Below are 18,437 nucleotides of genomic sequence, written 5' to 3' on the forward strand. Positions count from 1 at the left end.
GCACAGCCCCGTCCAGCCGAGCACCAGCAGCACGATGAGCCGGAAGCCCCGCACCGCCCCCGGGCGCAGGAGCGACCAGGGCCGGGTGCCCGCGCGCAGGGCCCGGGCCTGCCCATCCAGGTCCGTGGCCACGAAGATGCCGGTGAGGGACAGGTGGAGGCACCCGAGGATGCTCACCGCCACGGTCATGTTCGTGTCCTGCTCCTCCTTCAGCCACAGCAGCATGAGCAGGCCTGCGGAGAGCAGCGTCTGGAGGACGAGCGCCAGCCGGGGGCCGCGGGAGTAGTTCTCCGTGGAGAGAGACAGGCGCGCGGCGGCCGTCTCGAAGAGCAGCCACCCATAGGTGAGCATCGCCCACAGGAAGCAGGTGGCGAAGGTGAGCAACTCCCGCTCGCGCACGAGGAAGCGGTAGCCCTGCTCGCCGAGGATGAAGGCCGCGGCGAGGCCGTACAGCAGCGCCAGGACGAGCACGCCGAGCAGGAGGAGGTGCACGAAGGCGCGCCCCATGCGTCCCTCGGCGAGCGTGGCCGCGCACACCGCCACCAGGGTGAGGAAGACGAGCCAGGAGGCGCCCAGCCCGAGAATCACGAGGATGGTCGGCAGGTCGATGCCGTTGAGGTAGTAGCTGAAGAGGAGGAAGGGCCCCACGGCGGAGGCGTAGAGGCCCGCCTGCACCAGGAAGGAGGCCACCTTGCCGCGCAGGATGCGGCGGGGCCCCAGGCCGGTGAGGATGAGCAGCACCCACGTCTCGTCCTCGCGCTCGCGGGCCAGGGAGCGGTAGGCGCTGTAGGGGATGATGAAGAAGTGCACCATGCCCAGGCAGACGAAGAAGGCGAGGAAGAAGCCCCGCCCGTGGGTGGTGAGGCCGCCGTCGTCGCGCACGTTGGCGTAGGCCACCATGGAGATGATGAGGCAGGACAGCAGCATCAGCCCGAAGCTCGCCCAGAAGACGCGGGAGCGCAGCCCCTGGCGGACCTCCTTCACCACCAGCGGGTTGAGCCTGTCTCCCAGTCGCTCCAGCGTCGCGCTCACGCCACCCTCCCCTTCGTCACGTGCATGAAGGCATCCTCGAGGTTCCGCTCCCGGTGGCTGAAGGCGCACACGGGTACGCCCGCCCCCACCAGCGCCGCCAGCACCCGCGCCGCCGACTCGTCCACCCAGCCGCCAGCCGATGTGCCTTGCTCGTGCTCCAACCGCACGCGCAGCGCGTCGCCCTCGCGCGCCACCTGCTTCACCCGGGGCTGCTCCAGCAGCAGCCGCTCGGCGCGCGCCCACACCGCCTCGCCCTCCTCGCCCGGGAAGAGGCGCACCGTCAGCTCCGCCGCCGCCGCCCCACTGGCCTGCGCGAGGATGTCCGCCACCTTGCCCGTGGCCAGCAGCTGGCCCTGCTCGATGATGGCGCAGGTGTCACAGATTTCCGCCAGCTCGGTGAGGATGTGGCTGGAGATGAGCACCGCCTTGCCCTGGTCCGCGAGCGCGCGCAGCAGCTCGCGCAATTCAATCCGGGCGCGCGGATCCAACCCATCCGCCGGCTCGTCGAGGATGAGCAGCTTGGGGTCATGCAGCAGCGTGCGGCCCAGGGCCACGCGCTGCTTCATGCCCTTGGAGAGCGCGCTGGTGAGCTTGTCGGCCAGGGGGCCCAGGCCGGTGAACTCCATCACCGACTCCACGCGCCGCGAGCGCTCGCGACCCGGAAGGCCATAGGCGCGTGCGAAGAAGTCGAGGAACTCGAGGACGGTGATGTCGTCGTAGGTGCCGTAGCGGTCCGGCATGTAGCCGATGAGCGGCCGGACCTTGTCCGGAGCGTCCACCAGCGAGTGCCCGTCCATCGTCACCTGGCCCGCGGTAGGCGCGTCCAGGGTGGCCAGTATCCGCATGGTGGTGCTCTTGCCGGCGCCGTTGGGGCCGATGAAGCCGAGGATGGTGCCGGCTTCCAGCTCGAAGGACACGTCATCCACCGCGCGCAGGGACCCGTAGTCGCGCCGCAACCCCTTCACCTCCAGCAGGCTCATGGTCCGTCCACCCTTCCGACGACGAAGTGCAGGCCCTCGTGCAGCTCCACCGGGAGCGCCGCCGTGGGCATCATCCCCGGGCCCTCCAGCCTCGCCATGAAGCCGCCCTCCGGCAGGGGCCCGGAGAGCGTGTCCCAGGGCATGCGGGAGAAGCGGCCCTCGACGCCAGCGGGGAAACCCCTCACCTCCGCGAGGGACTTGCGCGGGGCTGAGGACTCCACTGGCGTGGCCAGGCCCTCGGCGCCCTCGGCGAGCGCCGGCAGCGTCCACACCTGGTCACCGAACCGCACGGAGCCCTCCACGAGCCGGGCGCCGAGCGCGTTGCGTACCCGTAGCGACTGGCCCTCACGCCGCACGGTGAGCCGGGCGCGCGTGGGCACCACCGCCACCTCGCCCCACTCACGGTAGGTGCGCGAGGGGAGGAAGCCGGCCCCCACCACCATGCCATTCGTCCAGTCGGCCTCCATGGCGTACGCGTCCCAGTCCACATCCGGCCCGAGGAGCGCGCCCAGCGTGGGCAGCCGCACGCCCTCCGGCTCCAGGTTGGCGTAGTAGGCGTTGAGGCCCACCGTGAGCGCCCGGTCCCGGGCCCTGTCCAACAGGGTGACGCCGTAGCGAGCGGCGTGGAGGGAGAAGCCCTCCACGAGCACCGACCAGGCGACGATGGCCAGACACGTGACGAGCGCCACGGACGGCACGGCGATGAGCACCGCCACCGGGCCCTTGCGCCGGGCCAGGGCGAGGCCCCCGGGCCCCACCGCCAGCACGAAGAGGGTGATGAGGAGCAGGAAGCGGCCCACCGGCGCCTGGACTCCGGGCAGCAGCGGCTGCGCGCCGTCGTTCAATATCCGCCCACCGCGCTGCCAGCTCGGCGGCGGCCCGATGGGCGAGACGATGCCCACGGGGTTCTCGTCCGCGCCCTCCTTCCGGATCGTGTCCGAGAGCAAACCCGCGCCACACTCCTTCGCCGCGTCGCACAGCCGCACCCGGCCAAAGCCGTAGGGGTGGTCCCCCGGGGTGGTGCCGGTGAGCAGGGGCAGGCGCTCGCCCACGTCACGCGGCGGGCGCAGGAGCGACAGGTGGCCCCCGGTGGCGGCATAGGCCTCGAGCGCGCTCCACGCATCCGCCGGGAGGGCGGTGACGTCGCTGGCCACCACCACCCCGGCATGGCCCACGTAGGCGGCGAGCTCGCGCGGTGCGTTCTCCGGGGTGATGAGGCGGACCGACAGCGTCGGGTCCTTCTCCACGCGGGGCAGGTCGGTGCCCGCGTGGAAGGCGCTCTCCGAGCCCAGCACCAGCACCGCCGCGCCCGCGGCATCCACCGAGTAGAAGGTGAAGGGCGCGGTGGCGAAATCCTGACCGCGCAGGCTCACCCTGCCGCCGCGTGAGGAGATGGGCACGGGCAGCCAGGCCACGAGCCGCTGGCGCGGGCCCACCTCCACCTCCCGGGTGGCGGTTGCGGAGCGGTTCGCCCCGTGGGACTCGACGTCGATGCGCACGACGCGAGGGGTGGGGCCCGTGTTGTGAAGCGACACCTCCACCGGAATGTAGCCGCGCGAGGGGCGCAGCACGCCGGTGGTCAACGAGGCCCGCAGCTCTCCCTCGGTGAGCATGTTCAGGGTCTGGCCCTGCGACAGCTGGTAGCCCGGAACCGATGGCTCCTCATTGGCTTCCACCACCGTGCTCGCCCCCACGGGGCCCGCGCACAGCAGGAGGGCGAGGAGGGCGAGGCGCTCACGCACGCGGCACCTCGGGGATGGCCTGGAGCAGGGCGCGCACGACGTCCTGGGTGCCCACCTTCTCCAGCGAGGCCTCGTAGGCGAGCACCAGCCGGTGGTTGAGGACGGCGGGCGCGGAGGCCACCACCTCGTCGAAACCGACGTTGGGCTTGCCCCGCATCAACGCGAGCGCCCGTCCGGCCGCGGCCAGCGCGAGCGCCGCGCGGGGGCTGGCGCCGTAGCGCACGAGGCGACGCACCGGCTCGGGAGCGCCCGGGCTGCGCGGGTCGCTCGCCTCCACCAGCCGGCCGATGAAGTCCGCCACCGGCACGGGCAGGTGCACCCGGTCCACGGCGGCGAAGAGGGCCTCGAGGCTCCCGGCGTCCAGCACCGCGGGCAGCGCCGGGGGCGTGCCGCGCACGCGTGAGGTGAGGAGGGTGCTGAGCGTCTTGGCGCCCACGGGGGGCACCTGGACGCGGAAGAGGAAGCGGTCGAGCTGCGCCTCGGGCAGGGGGTAGGTGCCCTCCAGCTCGATGGGATTCTGGGTGGCGAGCACGAAGAAGGGGTCGGGCAGGGAGCGCGTCTGGCCGAGCACCGTCACGCTGCGCTCCTGCATGGCCTCCAACAGCGCGGACTGCGTCTTGGGGCTGGAGCGGTTGATTTCGTCCGCGAGCACCACGTGGGCGAAGAGGGGGCCCTCGCGGAAGGTGAAGTCGCGGCGGCCCTCGCCCTCCAGCACGTAGGTGCCGGTGATGTCGCCGGGCAGCAGGTCCGGGGTGAACTGGATGCGGCGGAAGGGCAGCCCCAGGAGTCGCGCGAGCGCCTTGCACAGCTCCGTCTTGCCGAGGCCCGGCAGGCCCTCCAGCAGCACGTGGCCTCGCGCGAGCACCGCCACCACCACCTGCTCCACCACGTGCGTCTGGTCGAGCAGCACCTGGTTCAGCCCCTTCTGCAGCTGCGCCACCCGCTCCACCGCTCCCTGCACCTCGGCGGGGCTCAACAGTTCCGACACGGCCGACTCCTCTTCTAGGGTTCCCCCCCGAAATACCGCTTCACCAGCTCCCGGTTGCGGGGCAGCAGCGGCCCGGACACGTGTCCCGCCTGGGCGTCCCCCTGGGCGCTCGTCCCCTGCCCGCCGCCCCCACCGGCTCCGCCCTCCTGCTTCCGAGGGTCCGCGCTCCGCAGGCCCCACAGGCCCTGGGCCTCGCCGCCCTGGCCCTGGGGCAGCGGCTTGAAGGCGAGCCGCTCCGGGTCCATCTCCGCCTTCTCGCCGAAGACGAGCGGCTGGCTCTCCCCGCCCCGTCCCGCTCCGGCGCCCGGCTTCGTCTGACGGCTCGCGTGGCCACCCTGCTGGCCCTGGCCCTGGCCCTGGCCGTCTCCGGGCCGCGAGCCGTTGCGCCCGGCCCCCTGGCCGAAGCGCTGCTCCAGCTCGCGCTGGCGCCGCTCGAGTGTCTCGCGCAGGTTGGCCACCTCGTCGCGAGAACCCGGGGTACGGCTGGCGCCCGCCTTCGCCTGGGCCGAGCCGGTGCCACCGTCTCCCGCCCCCGCGCTCCCGTTGCCGGAGGCGGACGTCCCGTCGTCACCCCGCTGGGATGGGGGGGCGTTGTCATGGCCCAGCGCCATCAGCGCGCGCTCGAGGGCCTCGCGCTCCCGGGCGGCGGCCTCGGCTCCGGCGGCGGCATCCAGCGACTCCTCCAGGTCCCTCGCCGCCTCGGAGGCGGAGGCCAGCTCGGCGGCGGCCTTCGCGGCGCGGGCCTCGAGTGACTGCTCCAGGCTGTCGGCGGCCTCCCAGTCGGCGGCGTCGAAGCGGCCCTCGGCCACCTCCTCGGCCAGCCGGCGCAGCTCCTCGTCGACGGGGGTGCCCAGCGGCTCCTCGCGGGCGAGCGCCTCGGCCTTGGCCTGCACGGAGGCGACCCTCGCCGCGGCGGCCGCGTTGGCCGGGCGGGCCTCGCGCGCGGGCAGCGGCAGGAGGAAGCCCACCCCGAGGAAGACGAGCGCCGCGAGCAACGCCCCCGCCGGGCGCCTCCATGGCACCGGGGGCGGCCGCACCGCGCGGGCGTACTGGTTGGCGGAGAGCTCCCACTCGCCCACGGGCCGCTCCAGGCGGGTGAGGAGCAGCCCGCCCGCGCCGGCCGAGCGATCCGCGAGCACGGCCGCCTGCGTCAGGGAGACGTGGCGGGCCCGGGCCCGGAGCAACCACCACGCGCCCGCGGCGAGCAGCGGCACGGGGAGCACCCAGGGGGCGGCCTCACGCAACAGCAACCGCGCGAGCACGCAACCGGTGGCGGCGGCCCACACGGGAGCCACGCCCGTCTCCGCCCAGACGAGCGCATTGAGACGCCGCTGCACGCGCCGGACGGGCGCGAGGATGAGGGCCTGCAGACGGCGTTCATCACTGGCGGGCATGGGCGCTCCGAGTCTACCTCACCAGGCGATGCCGTAGTCCTCGCCGTGGTGGCTGGAGCCGCCCCAGAAGGTGCCGTGCTCGCGGTCGAAGAAGATGGCGTTGATGGGGCCGGAGGTGCGCTCCTCGAAGGAGAGCTCGTAGCCCATGCGCTTGAGCTCGGAGCGGACCCAGGGGGGCACGTCCTGGCTGAGCAGCACCTTGCCCGGCTTGTTCTCGTGCTTGCCGAAGGAGGCGCGCATCTGGAAGCTGTTGATGTTGGCCGCCTCGCTGGCCTCCTGCACGTTCATCCCGAACTCCACCACGTTGAGGAAGAACTGGAGCAGGTTCTGGTCCTGGCTGTCCCCGCCCTGCACGGCGAAGGAGAGGAAGGGCTTGCCGCCCTTGAGGGCGAGGCTGGGCGTGAGCGTGACGCGGGGCCGCTTGCCGGGCTCCAGCACGTTGTAGGGGCCCTCGGAGGCCTCCAGCACGAAGCTCTGCATGCGCTGGCTCAGTCCGACGCCGGTGCGCCCGGCGATGACGGCGGGAATCCACCCTCCGCTGGGGGTGATGGAGACGACCCACCCTTCCGCGTCCGCGGCCTGCACCGAGGTGGTGCCCGCGTAGAAGGTCCGCTCGTAGTCGCGCTGGGCCTGCGCGGTGTCGGCCACCTTCTTCTCGGGGGCCTGAGGGTTCCACTGCTCCAGCATCGGCAGGAAGGGGTTCGTCTCTCCCTGGAAGGGGTACGGGTCACCCGGCACCACCCCCGGGTCGTTCTTCTCCCAGTTGATGAGCTTGGCCCGCGCCTTCGCGTAGTCCTTGGAGAGCAGTCCACGCACGGGCTCGGCGGGGGGGAAGTACGGGTCGCCGTAGTAGAAGTCGCGGTCGGCGAAGGACAGGTTCATCGCCTGGTAGAGGGCGTGGATGTAGCGCGAGCTGTTGTAGCCCATGGACTTCACGTCCACCGTCTCCAGGATGTTGAGCGCCTGGAGCAGCACCGGGCTCTGCGTCCACGTGGTGAGCTTGTAGACCTCGATGCCCTTGTAGTCCGTCTTGAGGGGCTCCTCGATGCGCACCTTCCAGCGCGCCAGGTCCTCCAGGGTGATGAGCCCACCCTCCTCCTTCACGGCGCGCACGAACTCCTGGGCGATGTCGCCCTTGTAGAAGCGGTCGTAAGCGGCCTGGATGGCCTCCTTGCGGCTCTTGCCCCGCTTGAGCGCCAGGCGCTCGGCCTCCACGAGCTTCTTCAGCATGGCGGCGAGGTCCGGCTGGCGGAACACCTCGCCGGCCGCGGGGGCCTCGCGCTGCTGACCGGGGTGGGTGAGGAACACCTCGCGCGAGTAGCGCCACTCCTTGAGGCGCTTCTTGTTCTTCTCGATGGAGTTGGCCGCCTGGGCCTCGATGGGGTAGCCCTCCTCGGCCATCTGGATGGCGGGGGCGAGCACGTCGGCGAGCGAGAGCTTCCCGTACTCGGCGAGCATCACCAGGAGGCCGCCGGGGGTGCCGGGCGTCACGGCGGCGAGGGGGCCGAACTCGGGCGGGTACTGCATGCCCTTGCCCTTGAAGAAGTCCACGGTGGCGCCGGTGGGGGCCACGCCGAGCGCGTTGATGCCCACGACCTTGCCGGCGCGCGGATCATAGATGAGGGCCTGCGTCTCGCCGCCCCAGCTCAGCACGTCCCACATGGTGGCGGTGGCGGCGAGCATGGCGCACGAGGCGTCCACGGCGTTGCCGCCCTTCTGGAACATCATCGCCCCGGCGGTGGCGGCGAGCGGCTTGCCGGTGATGGCCACCCAGTGCTTGCCATGGAGCACGGGCTTGGCGGTCTGTTGGGCCTGGGCCCCGAGGGAGAGGAAGAGAACCAACGCGAGCAGCGGATTGCGCATGAGCCCGCCAGCCTAGGACACCGCGCGTCAGGATTCACGGCGGGCGCCGTCTCTTCTTGATGACGAGGGCCCTGGCACCTCTCGGGGTGCCAGGGCCCGCGCGAAGCTCCCAGGGGTGTGGGCCTAATACGGCTGCTGCTCGCCCTGGCTGCCCAGGTCCTGGCTGCCGCCCGTGCCCTGGCCGCTGCTCGTCACGTCCACGCGCAGCGCCGTCGGCTCACCGCCCATGTCCTGGTACGAGGCGCGCACCTGGCTGCCCTCGGAGATGTCCGCGACCGAGCCCTGACGCCCGTTCACCAGCACCTGCGTCTGCTCGTTGACCTGGAGGCGGATCTGCGGCTGCCCCGGCCCACCGGCACTGCTCAACAGAATCTCGTCCGGGCTGGCGCTCACCACCCGGCCCGTCACCAGCTGCTGCTGCTGGGGCTGGGCCTGCGCCGCCTGCTGTCCCTGCTGCGCCATCTGCTGCTGCTGCTGGGCGGCCTGCTGCTGGGCCTCGGCCATCTGCCGCTGCTGCTGGCGCTGGGCCTCGAGGGCCTGCTGCTGAGACTGCTGCACCTCGGTCTGGGCCTCCTGCGCCTGATTGCTGGCCTGCTGCTGGGCCCCCTGGGCCTCCTGGAACTCCCGCTGGGCCTTGGCCTCGGCCTCCTGGAGTTCCTGGCGGGCCTTGTCCACGTCCTGGCGCGCGTCGGCCACCTGCCCCTGCTCATCCCGCGCCTTCTCCTGCGCCTGCCTGGCCTTGTCCAGGGCCTGCTCCGAGCGCTCCTGCGCCGTCTCCACCTGGGCGCGCGCCTCTCCCTGGACGTTCTGCTGCTCCTGCTGCCCCTGCTGCTTGCAGCCAGCGGTGACTAGCAACGCGGCCACACCTGCGGACAACCACCACGAGCCCCGGGTCATGAACCCCTCCTGTCGAATGAGTGACAGGCGAAAGATGGGACCCATCCGCCGGGCGCCAACCCGAGGTGCCCGCGGGGGCGGCTTCTCCGGCTGCTCGTCCCCCGGCCGTCACGGAAGGACCGCCACGCGAAAATTGCCGCTTCACCGGAAAGGAGGCCCGAGCATACACCGTTTCGCGTTCAATGGGAGACGTTGACTGTAGGCCCCTCCCCCACAGACGATCAGTCCCCAACGGCAGCCCGTGACAGGGGGGCCGCTCCATCCGCCATACAGAGGTGAAGTGCGAATGACGCTGAAACAAGCGTTGATCTCGGGGTGCGCACTCGCGCTCCTTTCCGTCGAAGCCAGGGCGCAGGATCAGGCCCCCGCGGCGCAGCCCGCCGCGCCACAACCCGCCGCGCCGCGGCAGCCGGCCGAGAGCACGGGCCGGACGGTGTCCGGCAAGGTGCTGGACGCGCTCACCAATGATGGCCTGCCGCTCACGCGCGTCATCATCAAGGGCACCACCCAGGGCGTGGAGACCGAGCTCGACGGCACCTTCAGCCTGGAAATCCCCAAGGGCCCGGTGACGCTGCTCTTCTCCAGCCAGGACCACAAGGAGCGCGAGGTCACCGTCCCGGCCAACCGTGACACGGTCACGGTTGCGCTGGAGGCCACCTTCGTCGAGGAGATGGTGGTGGTGGGCCGCGCCAGCGAGCTGGCCCGCAAGCACATGGCCAACTCGGTGGCCTCGGTGAACACCGAGGAGCTCAACCGCGCTCCCGCCGCCACGGTGGATCAGGCGCTCCAGGGCAAGGTGGCCGGCGCCAACATCCAGAGCAACTCGGGCGCGCCCGGTGGCGGCATGCAGCTGAAGCTGCGCGGCGTCTCCACCATCTTCGGCTCGAACGCGGTGCTCTATGTCATCGACGGCGTCATCGTCAGCGACGCGGCCATCGCCTCGGGCGTCTACCAGGTGACGGCGTCCACGGGCGGCTCCAATGCCTCGCCCACGCAGGACAACCAGGTCAACCGCATCGCGGACCTCAACCCCAACGACATCGAGAGCATCGAGGTCCTCAAGGGCGCGTCCGCGGCGGCCATCTACGGCTCCAAGGCCAGCAACGGCGTGGTCATCATCACCACCAAGCGGGGCAAGGCCGGCGCTCCCCGGGTGGACGTCACCCAGCGCGTGGGCATGTACACGCTGTCCAACAAGCTGGGCTCGCGGCGCATCACCTCCCTCGAGGAGGCCCAGGAGGTCTTCGGCGCGAAGGCGGCCGACTACTACGTGCCCGGCGTCGCCTACGACCACGAGGCGCAGCTGGCCGGCCGGAGGGACCTGTCCACCGAGACGCTCGCCAGCGTGAGCGGCATGGCCGGAAACACCCGCTACTTCGCCTCGGCCATGGTGAAGGATGACGAGGGCATCATCGCGAACACCGGCTACGAGAAGCAGTCCTTCCGCCTCAACCTGGGGCAGAAGCTGGGCGAGAGCCTGGAGGTGAGCACCACCGCCAACCTCGTCCACTCGAAGAGCGGGCGCGGCCTGACCAACAACGACAACGCCAACGTCACCTACCACATGGTGCTGCCGGGCACCCCCAGCTTCGTCGACCTGCGGGCGAACCGGGATGGCACCTTCCCCAACAACCCCTTCCTCCCCAACGGCTCCAACCCGCTCCAGACGGCGGCCCTGGTGACCAATGACGAGGACGTGTGGCGCATGACGGGCTCGGCGGACGCCACCTGGAGCGTCTACAAGACGGACACGCAGACCTTCAAGGTGCTCGGCAACCTGGGCGTGGACCGCTTCCAGCAGAAGAACACGCTGCTCTTCCCGCCCGAGCTCAACTTCCAGCAGGTGCTGGAGCGGCCGGGCGTGTCGCTCTTCGGCACCAGCGACGTGCTCAACCTCAACACCGGCGTCAACCTGGTGCACAGCTACAAGCCCGCGGGTGGGGGCTTGAGCGCCACCACCTCGGCCGGCTTCCAGTACGAGCAGCGCGGCCAGGACTCGGTGTACATCGCCAGCCAGGGACTCACCGCCGGCCAGCCCAACGTGAGCTCGGGCACCCAGTTGGGCGTGAACCAGCGCCGCCAGCGCGTGAACGACCGCGGCTTCTACGTCCAGGAGGAGGCGCTGCTGCTCGACGAGCACCTCACCGTGGTGGGCGCCCTCCGCGCGGACTCCAGCAGCAACAACGGCGACCCCAACAAGCTGTTCTTCTACCCCAAGCTCGCCACGGCCTACCGGCTCGCGCCCTTCCACCCGGCGATCAACGAGTTCAAGGTGCGTCTGGCCTACGGCGAGACGGGCAACCAGCCCCCCTACGGCGCCAAGTTCACCGGCCTGGGGGTGAACAGCAACATCGAGGGCAACCCGGGCATCGTCGGCACCGGCCTCGCCGGTGACAAGAACATCCGTCCCGAGCGGCAGCGGGAGGTCGAGGCCGGCGTGGACGCGCTGCTCTTCAACGGCAACGCCGTGGTGGAGCTCAGCGTCTACCAGCGCAACCTCAGCGACCTGCTGCTCCAGCGTGGCCTGGCCGGCTCCACCGGCTACACCAGCCTGTTCACCAACGTGGGCGCCCTGCGCAACCGCGGTGTGGAGGCGATGGTCCAGGTCAGCCCGGTGAAGAGCCCCGAGCTGGAGTGGACCTCCACCGCCACCTTCGCCCTCAACCGCAGCACCGTCACCTCGGCGCCCAGGGATCTGCCTCCCGTGGGTGGCTTCGGCACCAGCCTGGGCTCCTTCCGCATCGAGGAGGGCGCCAGCGCCACGCAGATCGTCGGCCGCGTCCCCAAGGCGGACGGCACCTGCTGCGACGTGAAGAAGATCGGCGACACCGAGCCGGACTTCCGCGTGGGCCTGGCCAACACGGTGAAGTACGGCGACTTCGGCCTGTCCTTCCTGCTCGACTGGCAGCAGGGCAGCGACGTCATCAACCTCACCCGCTTCCTCTATGACGCCTCCTACAACTCGGTGGACTACACCGCCGTCAACGGGGGCAAGCAGCGGCAGGAGGAGTGGCTGAGCAACGCGGGCGTGTACGTGGAGGACGCCACGTTCCTCAAGCTGCGCGAGGTCACCGTCACCTACAACCTGCCCGAGCGCTGGGTCACCCGGCTGCCCGCGGTGAAGACGGCCCGCTTGAGCCTCAGCGGTCGCAACCTGCTGACCTTCACCAACTACTCGGGGTTGGATCCCGAGGTGAGCAACTTCGGTAACCAGCCGATTGCCCGCAACATCGACGTGGCCCCCTTCCCGCCCAGCCGCAGCTTCTGGACGTCGCTCGACGTGGGGTTCTAAGGACCATGAGGATTCGAAACATGAAGAAGATGACCAAGGTGGTCCTGGCGCTGTGCGCCACGGCGGGACTCGGTGGGTGCGACCTGTCGGTGCCGGACCTGAACAATCCCAGTGTCGAGTCGCTGGAGAACAGCCCGACGCGCTCGGCCGTGATGAGCGCCTCCACGGGCCTGCTCATCGGCCACCGCACGGGCATGGCCACCCAGAACGGGTATGTGTCCATGTTGGGCATGCTCGGCCGCGAGTCGTACGTGCTGGACGTGGCGGACCCGCGCTACATCAGCGAGATGCTGGCCGGCAACGGGTTGGATCCGGGCAGCCCCGCCTTCGGTGGCAACTTCTGGGTCGCCCCCTACGCCAACATCCGCAACGCCAACACCCTGCTCAACGCGTTGGGCAAGGTGCCGGGCGTGAGCGACACCGAGAAGGAGGCCATCCGGGGCTTCGCCAAGACGATCCAGGCGTTGGACTTCCTGGTCGTCATCAACACCCGGGACACCAACGGCGCGCCCATCGACGTCAACCGTCCGCTCGGCAGCGACCTGGCTCCCCTCGAGAGCAAGGAGGTGGTGCTGGCCCACATCGCCACGCTGCTGGACGAGGCCAAGGCGCACCTGCAGGCCGGCGGGGACACCTTCCCCTTCCCGCTGAGCACCGGGTTCACCGGCTTCGACAAGCCCTCCACCTTCCTCACGTTCAACCGCGCGGTGAAGGCCCGGGTGGACGTGTACCGCGAGGACTGGAACCAGGCGCTGACCGACCTGTCCGAGTCGTTCATCAACGACACCGGCTCGCTCGACACCGGCGTGTACCACGCCTTCGGCACCGGCTCGGGTGACGCGCAGAACCAGCTCAACGACCCCGACCTCTTCGTGCACCCGGCCGTCCTCGCGGACGCGGAGAAGCAGGTGGACGACCCGGCGACGACGGAGAACGAGTCGACGAAGCTGGATGACCGGGTGGTGCGCAAGGTGAAGGCGGCCAAGGAGGAGCGCAAGTGGCAGGACGTCAGCTCCAGCCATGTCTTCGCCCACTACCCGGTGGCCACCTCGGCGCTGCCCATCATCCGCAACGAGGAGCTCATCCTCCTGCGCGCCGAGGCCAACCTCGGGCTGGGCAACACCTCCACGGCCATGGCGGACCTCAACCGCATCCGGGTCCGGTCGGGCAAGCTGGCCGCCCTGCCGGAGAACCTGAGTGCGGACCTCATCGTCGACGAGCTGCTCGAGCAGCGCCGCTACTCGCTGCTCTTCGAGGGCGGGCACCGGTGGATCGACATGCGCCGCTACAACAAGCTGAACGAGCTGCCCTTGGACGCCGCGGGGCATCGCGTCCACGCCGCGTTCCCCATCCCCATCGCCGAGACGGACGCGCGCAAGTAGTCGTGGCGTGACGTGACAAGAAAACGGGCGGGCACCTGCGCAAGGTGCCCGCCCGTCGTGTTTCAGGGCCTCGAATCGGAACGGGCTAGTAGGTGCCCTTCATCGTCACGTTGCTGTACGCGCTGTAGCCGTACGAGCAGGCGTACCAGGTGCCAGCGGCCGGGTTGCTGAGGGTGCAGCTCTCGGTGCTGCCGCCGAGGTACGGGCGGCAGTTGTAGGAGCTGCTGGTGGGCTGCGAGCCGAGCTTCACGTACAGGTCCGCGTCGCCCGTGGTGCCCGACAGGCCGACCTGGTTGAAGACGAGGCTCGTCTTGCCGGTCGGCACGCTCAGCGTCCAGCACTTCCAGCTGCCCGTGGTGCCCGAGTACGCGGCCGTCGCGACGCCGTTGGTCAGCGTGGTGCCGGTGGGCGGGGGAGTGGTGCCGCCACCGTCCGTGGGCGGCGGGGTGTTGCCCGTCGTCGCGCCCTTGGCCACTTCACCCAGGAAGGCCACGCCGAGCTTGGCGAACTTCACCGAGTTGTTCGCGTTGCCGGACGTCACCGAGAGGGTGTCGTTGGCGGTGTGGATCTGCGGGTTGTCCGTGCTCATCGTCGCCTCGAAGGGCATCGTGGCCGGGTAGCCCTTGGCGGTCCACGAGGCGTGGTCCGAGCAGCCGTAACCGCAGGTGATGTTGGTCCAGGTCAGCCCCGGCAGGTACGTGGAGATGAGGTTGGTGGTGTGGGTGTTGAGCGCGGCGTTGGTGTTGTCCGTCACCATGGCGAAGTCATAGCTGGAGCCCTTGTAGTTGGTCATGTCCAGCTGGAGCACGCCCACCACGTTCACGGCGTTGTTCGCGTGCCAGTTGGCGATGTCCGCCGAGCCCTTGAGGCCAATCTCCTCGGCGGCATAGGCCATGAACTTCACCGTGCGGGCCGGCTTGTAGCCATTGGCGATGGCCACCCGGAAGACCTCGGTGAGCGAGGCCACGCCCGAGGCGTCGTCATCCGCGCCCGGCGCGGCGTAGGAGGCGCCGCTGCCGTTGATGGAGTCCAGGTGGCCGCCGATGACGACCACCTCGTTGGGCAGCGTGGTGCCGGTGATGGTGGCGATGACGGAGGGCTGCGGCGACACGGTGCTCGCGTGCGTGAAGAGCGCCACCGAGACGTCGGACCGGCCGTTGGCGATGGTGGTCCACTGGTTCTTCAGCCAGTTGGCCGCGTCGATGCCCGACTGGAGGTTGTAGCGACGCGACGTCCAGTTGGTGGACAGCGAGTTGATGGTGTTGCGGATGTTGAGCTCCTGCACACCCCCGAGCATCGCGTTGACGGACGGACCGTTGTTGATGTTGTAGGTGATGGCCGTCGCGCCGATGGACTGCACGCCGCTGGTGCCCTCCACGGCCATGAGCGCCTGCTGCTCGGTCTCATGGGAGATGAAGCCCGCGCACCGGTTGAGCTTGTCGTGGATGGCCTCGGCCAGCTTCTCCAGGTGCGCCTCGCGCACGCGCAGCGCCGCCACTCCGGCCTTCTCGCGCGCCGGAGCGGGCAGCTCCAGCCCCTGCGCCTTGAAGGCGGCGCGCGCGGGCTCCAGCGCGTCCGTGCCGATGGTGATCCACACGTCCTTCTGCTTCGGAGCCTCGGCGAACGCGGGGGTGGCACACGCGAGCCACACGGCGACCGCTCCAAACTTATTCATTCCCATACGCTTCTCCTGGCGCAGGTGCTTCTGTGGGGGGATTCCACGAACCGGTTCTATCCCGTTTCGCGGTAAAGGCTTGCTTATCAGCCTGCACGTGAACTTATTGCACGCAGCGCGACTCCGGGAATAACCTGGAGTGTAGGATTTCCGACGCCATCCAGGGGGTCACGGTCCGCGGTTCGTGGTAGGTGGCGGCCATGTTCTCAGACGACGCGCTCTTCGTGCATCCCGGCCTGAAGATCCGCCCGTGCGAGTGGGGCTACGGGGTCTTCACGGATCTGCCCATCGCCGAGGGGACCATCATCGAGGAGTGCCACTACCTCAAGGTGCCCTTCCGCGCGGTGCGCAACTCGAACGTCTCGGACTACGTGTTCAACATCGAGTGGGGCCCGCACGAGGAGCACCAGGGCGGCGAGTGGGTGGCGATCGTGATGGGGTTCGGGATGATCTACAACCACTCGCAGGAGAACAACGTGTCCTATTACCGGGGCTTCCAGACCGGGAAGGGGACGCGGGACGTCTTCACCTTCTACACCACGCGCCACATCGAGGCGGGCGAGCAGCTGTGCATCAGCTACGGGGAGAACTGGTGGAAGACGCGCGGACAGAACATGCCCTGAATCCCTCGCTTGCTTTTCCCACCTGCGGCCCCATGACATAACCGGGCGCATGCGCATCGGACGTCTGGGTCTCGTAGGTCTGGCCGCGCTCGCGGCCGCGTGTGGCGAGGACAAGCCCGCTCCCCGGTTCCTCGTGGGAGGCACGGTCACCGGCCTCGCTGGTGGGGGGCTCGGTCTCCAGCTCAATGGCACGGAGAGCCTCACCCGGCAGGCGGACGGGCCGTTCTCGTTCGAGACGCGGCTGGAGGACCAGCGCGACTACACGGTGACGGTGAGCACCCAGCCCCCGGAGCAGGACTGCTCCGTCGAGGGCGGGATGGGCAAGGTGGCCGGGGCGGACGTGAATGGCGTCCAGGTGCGCTGCACGACGAGGACGTACACGCTCGGGGGCACGGTGGAGGGTTTGAGCGGCCCGCTCACGTTGGGCCTCGACGGGGGGGAGACCCTGTCCGTCACCCAGGCGGGCCGCTTCACCTTCACGACGAAGCGCCTCAAGGGCGAGGCGTACGCGGTGAGCGTGGTGACGGCGCCCCAACACCAGCGCTGCACCGTGTCCAACGCGAGTGGGACGGTGACGGGCAACGTGGAGACCCTCTCGGTCCAGTGCTACGCGTGGTTCGCGCTGGACAACACCCAGGCCGCCAAGACGGTCATCGGCCAGGTGAACTTCTCCGCCAATGCCGCCAATCAGGAGGGCACCACCCCGGGCGCCAACACCCTGAACGGCCCCTGGGGCAACCCCGTGCTCGCGGGCGGGCGGCTCTACGTGACGGACCAGGGCTCCAACCGCGTCCTCGGCTTCACCGGGGTGCCCACCACCCAGGGCGCGAGCGCGGCCTTCGTCCTCGGCCAGACGGGCTCCAAGACCGCCGACTTCGGCGATGGGCCGACCGGCCTCGACACCCCGACGGGCCTCTCCAGCGACGGCACCCGGCTGGCGGTGGCGGACACGCGCAACAGCCGCATCCTCCTGCACCCCGCCCTTCCCTCGGGCACCGGGGCCGCGGCGACCCTGGCCGTTGGCCAGCCGAACCTCGAGCCCGGCTCCAACGCCCGCGACTGTACCCCGAGCGCGCTCTTCAACCCCGAGGACGTCTTCCTCGGTCGCGGGAAGCTGCTCGTGGCGGACACGGCCAACAACCGCGTCCTGGTGTGGAACACCCTGCCCACCACGAGCGGGGCACCGGCGGACCTCGTCCTGGGGCAGCGCTCGTTCTCCACCTGCCGCGCGAACGACGCGGACGACGCGGATGGCAACGGTGTCCCGGATGCCCCGCCCAGCGCCTCCACGCTCTGGAACCCCACCGGCGTGTGGACCGATGGGACGCGCCTCGTGGTGGCCGACAGCTACAACAACCGCGTGCTCGTCTGGAACCAGTTCCCCACCACCTCCGGACAGCCCGCGGACGTGGTGCTGGGCCAGCCGTCCTTCACCTCCAGGAACCCGGCCACCACCGCCACCGGGCTGAACACGCCCTACTTCGTCACCTCCACCGGGCTGCAGCTCTTCGTGGTCGACCAGCAGAACCACCGGGTGCTCGGGTGGAACCAGTTCCCCACCACCCCTGGGGCCGCGGCCAACCTCGTCCTCGGACAGCAGGACTTCACCTCCGCCTTCCCGTACGACCCGAGCACCGGAGGCGACCCGAGCGCTCGCAGCTTCAATCAGCCCAGCGGGGTGCTCCTGGCGTGGCCCCACGTCGTGGTGTCCGACGCGGCGAACAACCGCGTCCTCGTCTTCGAAAGCCGTTGAGCCCTCCCCGAGGCGCTCCTGCTCGGCTGCTCTCCTGCCCACCAAGGCAGGGGAGTCGGCAACTATCTGATCCTCCCAACCAATGTATGATTCCCCACAGTCGTGGGGAATAAGGAGGATGGCACGAGAATCCGGGTCCTCTCCGGCTCTCGGCGCGCGGCCTCGCATGTCCCCCTGGTTGGTGAACCCTTCGTAGGGGACGTCGCTGGACATGAAGAGCAACGCAGAAGTCATGGCCGGAGATCTGGACGAGCGGACGCAAGCCGCCGATGCGGAATCCCTCTTCGGCCCCCCACCGCTCGAGGCGACCGCCCCTCAGGTCCGGCACAACACCGGAACCGGAGAGCGGTCGTGGCCCACCTTCGATGGCGCGACGGCCCCGGGCAAGGACAGCCAGGGCATCCAACCCGGCACGCACATCCAGCACTACGAGCTCATCCGCCAGATTGGCAGCGGCGGCATGGGCACCGTCTTCCTGGCGCGCGACGTGCGGCTGGGTCGCCGTGTGGCCATCAAGTTCCTGCACACCAAGGACTCGGACCTCACCAAGCGCTTCATCCTCGAGGCGCGCGCCACGGCGCGCTGCAGCCACGAGAACATCGTCATCATCTACGAGGTGGGCGAGTTCAGCGGCAGCCCCTTCATGGTGCTGGAGTTCCTCCAGGGCCAGCCGCTGATGAAGACGATCGCCGGCCAGCGGCTGCCGGCGGCGCGGGCGGTGGAGCTGATGGTGCCGGTGGTACGCGCGCTGGCGTGCGCCCACGAGCAGGGCATCGTCCACCGCGACCTCAAGCCCGAGAACATCGTCGTGACGGA

The 18,437-nt window shown here is 70.0% G+C and carries 13 protein-coding genes; 5 read left to right on the forward strand and 8 right to left on the reverse strand.

Features of this window, described 5'->3' with window-relative positions:
- The 7 genes from VF794_RS02130 to VF794_RS02160 all read right to left on the reverse strand — a co-directional run.
- Window positions 1-1,032 (reverse strand): ABC transporter permease (locus tag VF794_RS02130; protein WP_331107211.1); only part of this gene is annotated, 1,032 nt, incomplete at its 3' end.
- The gene (locus tag VF794_RS02135; RefSeq protein WP_331107212.1) at window positions 1,029-2,012 is read right to left on the reverse strand and encodes an ABC transporter ATP-binding protein; all 984 of its coding nucleotides are present in this window, start codon (window positions 2,010-2,012) and stop codon (window positions 1,029-1,031) included. The genes VF794_RS02135 and VF794_RS02130, both read right to left, overlap by 4 nt.
- The gene (locus VF794_RS02140) at window positions 2,009-3,754 is read right to left on the reverse strand and encodes a hypothetical protein (protein ID WP_331107214.1); all 1,746 of its coding nucleotides are present in this window, start codon (window positions 3,752-3,754) and stop codon (window positions 2,009-2,011) included. Before VF794_RS02140 ends, VF794_RS02135 begins: the two co-directional genes overlap by 4 nt.
- Window positions 3,747-4,742 carry an AAA family ATPase gene (locus VF794_RS02145; RefSeq protein WP_331107216.1) on the reverse strand — a complete coding sequence of 332 codons (996 nt, stop codon included), beginning with the start codon at window positions 4,740-4,742 and terminating at the stop codon, window positions 3,747-3,749. Before VF794_RS02145 ends, VF794_RS02140 begins: the two co-directional genes overlap by 8 nt.
- 14 nt (window positions 4,743-4,756) lie before the next feature.
- Complete coding sequence (locus tag VF794_RS02150) at window positions 4,757-6,136, reverse strand: hypothetical protein (protein ID WP_331107218.1); 1,380 nt, start codon at window positions 6,134-6,136, stop codon at window positions 4,757-4,759.
- Window positions 6,137-6,154: 18 nt separating this feature from the next.
- On the reverse strand, window positions 6,155-7,999 hold the full coding sequence (locus VF794_RS02155; RefSeq protein WP_331107220.1) for a gamma-glutamyltransferase family protein: 1,845 nt from the start codon (window positions 7,997-7,999) through the stop codon (window positions 6,155-6,157).
- 123 nt (window positions 8,000-8,122) lie between these two features.
- Window positions 8,123-8,896 carry a hypothetical protein gene (locus VF794_RS02160; protein WP_331107222.1) on the reverse strand — a complete coding sequence of 258 codons (774 nt, stop codon included), beginning with the start codon at window positions 8,894-8,896 and terminating at the stop codon, window positions 8,123-8,125.
- 286 nt (window positions 8,897-9,182) lie between these two features.
- Between VF794_RS02160 and VF794_RS02165 the strand changes: the two genes are divergently transcribed.
- Both VF794_RS02165 and VF794_RS02170 read left to right on the forward strand, forming a co-directional pair.
- Window positions 9,183-12,188, forward strand: a complete 3,006-nt coding sequence (locus tag VF794_RS02165; protein WP_331107224.1) for a SusC/RagA family TonB-linked outer membrane protein — start codon at window positions 9,183-9,185, stop codon at window positions 12,186-12,188.
- A 20-nt stretch (window positions 12,189-12,208) separates the two neighbouring features.
- On the forward strand, window positions 12,209-13,570 hold the full coding sequence (locus tag VF794_RS02170; protein ID WP_331107226.1) for a RagB/SusD family nutrient uptake outer membrane protein: 1,362 nt from the start codon (window positions 12,209-12,211) through the stop codon (window positions 13,568-13,570).
- 85 nt (window positions 13,571-13,655) lie between these two features.
- Here VF794_RS02170 and VF794_RS02175 read toward each other — a convergent pair whose 3' ends face one another.
- On the reverse strand, window positions 13,656-15,245 hold the full coding sequence (locus VF794_RS02175) for a M20/M25/M40 family metallo-hydrolase (RefSeq protein WP_331107228.1): 1,590 nt from the start codon (window positions 15,243-15,245) through the stop codon (window positions 13,656-13,658).
- 200 nt (window positions 15,246-15,445) lie between these two features.
- Here VF794_RS02175 and VF794_RS02180 point away from each other — a divergent pair, with 200 nt between their 5' ends.
- The 3 genes from VF794_RS02180 to VF794_RS02190 form a co-directional block, all read left to right on the forward strand.
- Window positions 15,446-15,868 (forward strand): SET domain-containing protein-lysine N-methyltransferase, encoded by a 423-nt coding sequence (locus tag VF794_RS02180; protein ID WP_331107230.1) that lies wholly within the window; start codon window positions 15,446-15,448, stop codon window positions 15,866-15,868.
- Between the two features lie 49 nt (window positions 15,869-15,917).
- Window positions 15,918-17,621 (forward strand): NHL repeat-containing protein, encoded by a 1,704-nt coding sequence (locus VF794_RS02185; RefSeq protein WP_331107231.1) that lies wholly within the window; start codon window positions 15,918-15,920, stop codon window positions 17,619-17,621.
- 211 nt (window positions 17,622-17,832) lie between these two features.
- Window positions 17,833-18,437, forward strand: a 605-nt coding sequence (locus VF794_RS02190; RefSeq protein WP_331107232.1) for a serine/threonine-protein kinase, incomplete at its 3' end; no start/stop codon positions are given.

Origin of the sequence: Archangium sp. (assembly GCF_036389735.1) — a bacterium.
Lineage (GTDB): Bacteria > Myxococcota > Myxococcia > Myxococcales > Myxococcaceae > Archangium.

Coding starts and splice junctions, on each gene's coding strand:
- VF794_RS02135 (WP_331107212.1), bottom strand. CDS start 2,012: ATGAGCCTGCTGGAGGTGAAGGGGTTGCGGCGCGACTACGGGTCCCTG.
- VF794_RS02150 (WP_331107218.1), bottom strand. CDS start 6,136: ATGCCCGCCAGTGATGAACGCCGTCTGCAGGCCCTCATCCTCGCGCCC.
- VF794_RS02155 (WP_331107220.1), bottom strand. CDS start 7,999: ATGCGCAATCCGCTGCTCGCGTTGGTTCTCTTCCTCTCCCTCGGGGCC.
- VF794_RS02160 (WP_331107222.1), bottom strand. CDS start 8,896: ATGACCCGGGGCTCGTGGTGGTTGTCCGCAGGTGTGGCCGCGTTGCTA.
- VF794_RS02165 (WP_331107224.1), top strand. CDS start 9,183: ATGACGCTGAAACAAGCGTTGATCTCGGGGTGCGCACTCGCGCTCCTT.
- VF794_RS02170 (WP_331107226.1), top strand. CDS start 12,209: ATGAAGAAGATGACCAAGGTGGTCCTGGCGCTGTGCGCCACGGCGGGA.
- VF794_RS02175 (WP_331107228.1), bottom strand. CDS start 15,245: ATGAATAAGTTTGGAGCGGTCGCCGTGTGGCTCGCGTGTGCCACCCCC.
- VF794_RS02180 (WP_331107230.1), top strand. CDS start 15,446: ATGTTCTCAGACGACGCGCTCTTCGTGCATCCCGGCCTGAAGATCCGC.
- VF794_RS02185 (WP_331107231.1), top strand. CDS start 15,918: ATGCGCATCGGACGTCTGGGTCTCGTAGGTCTGGCCGCGCTCGCGGCC.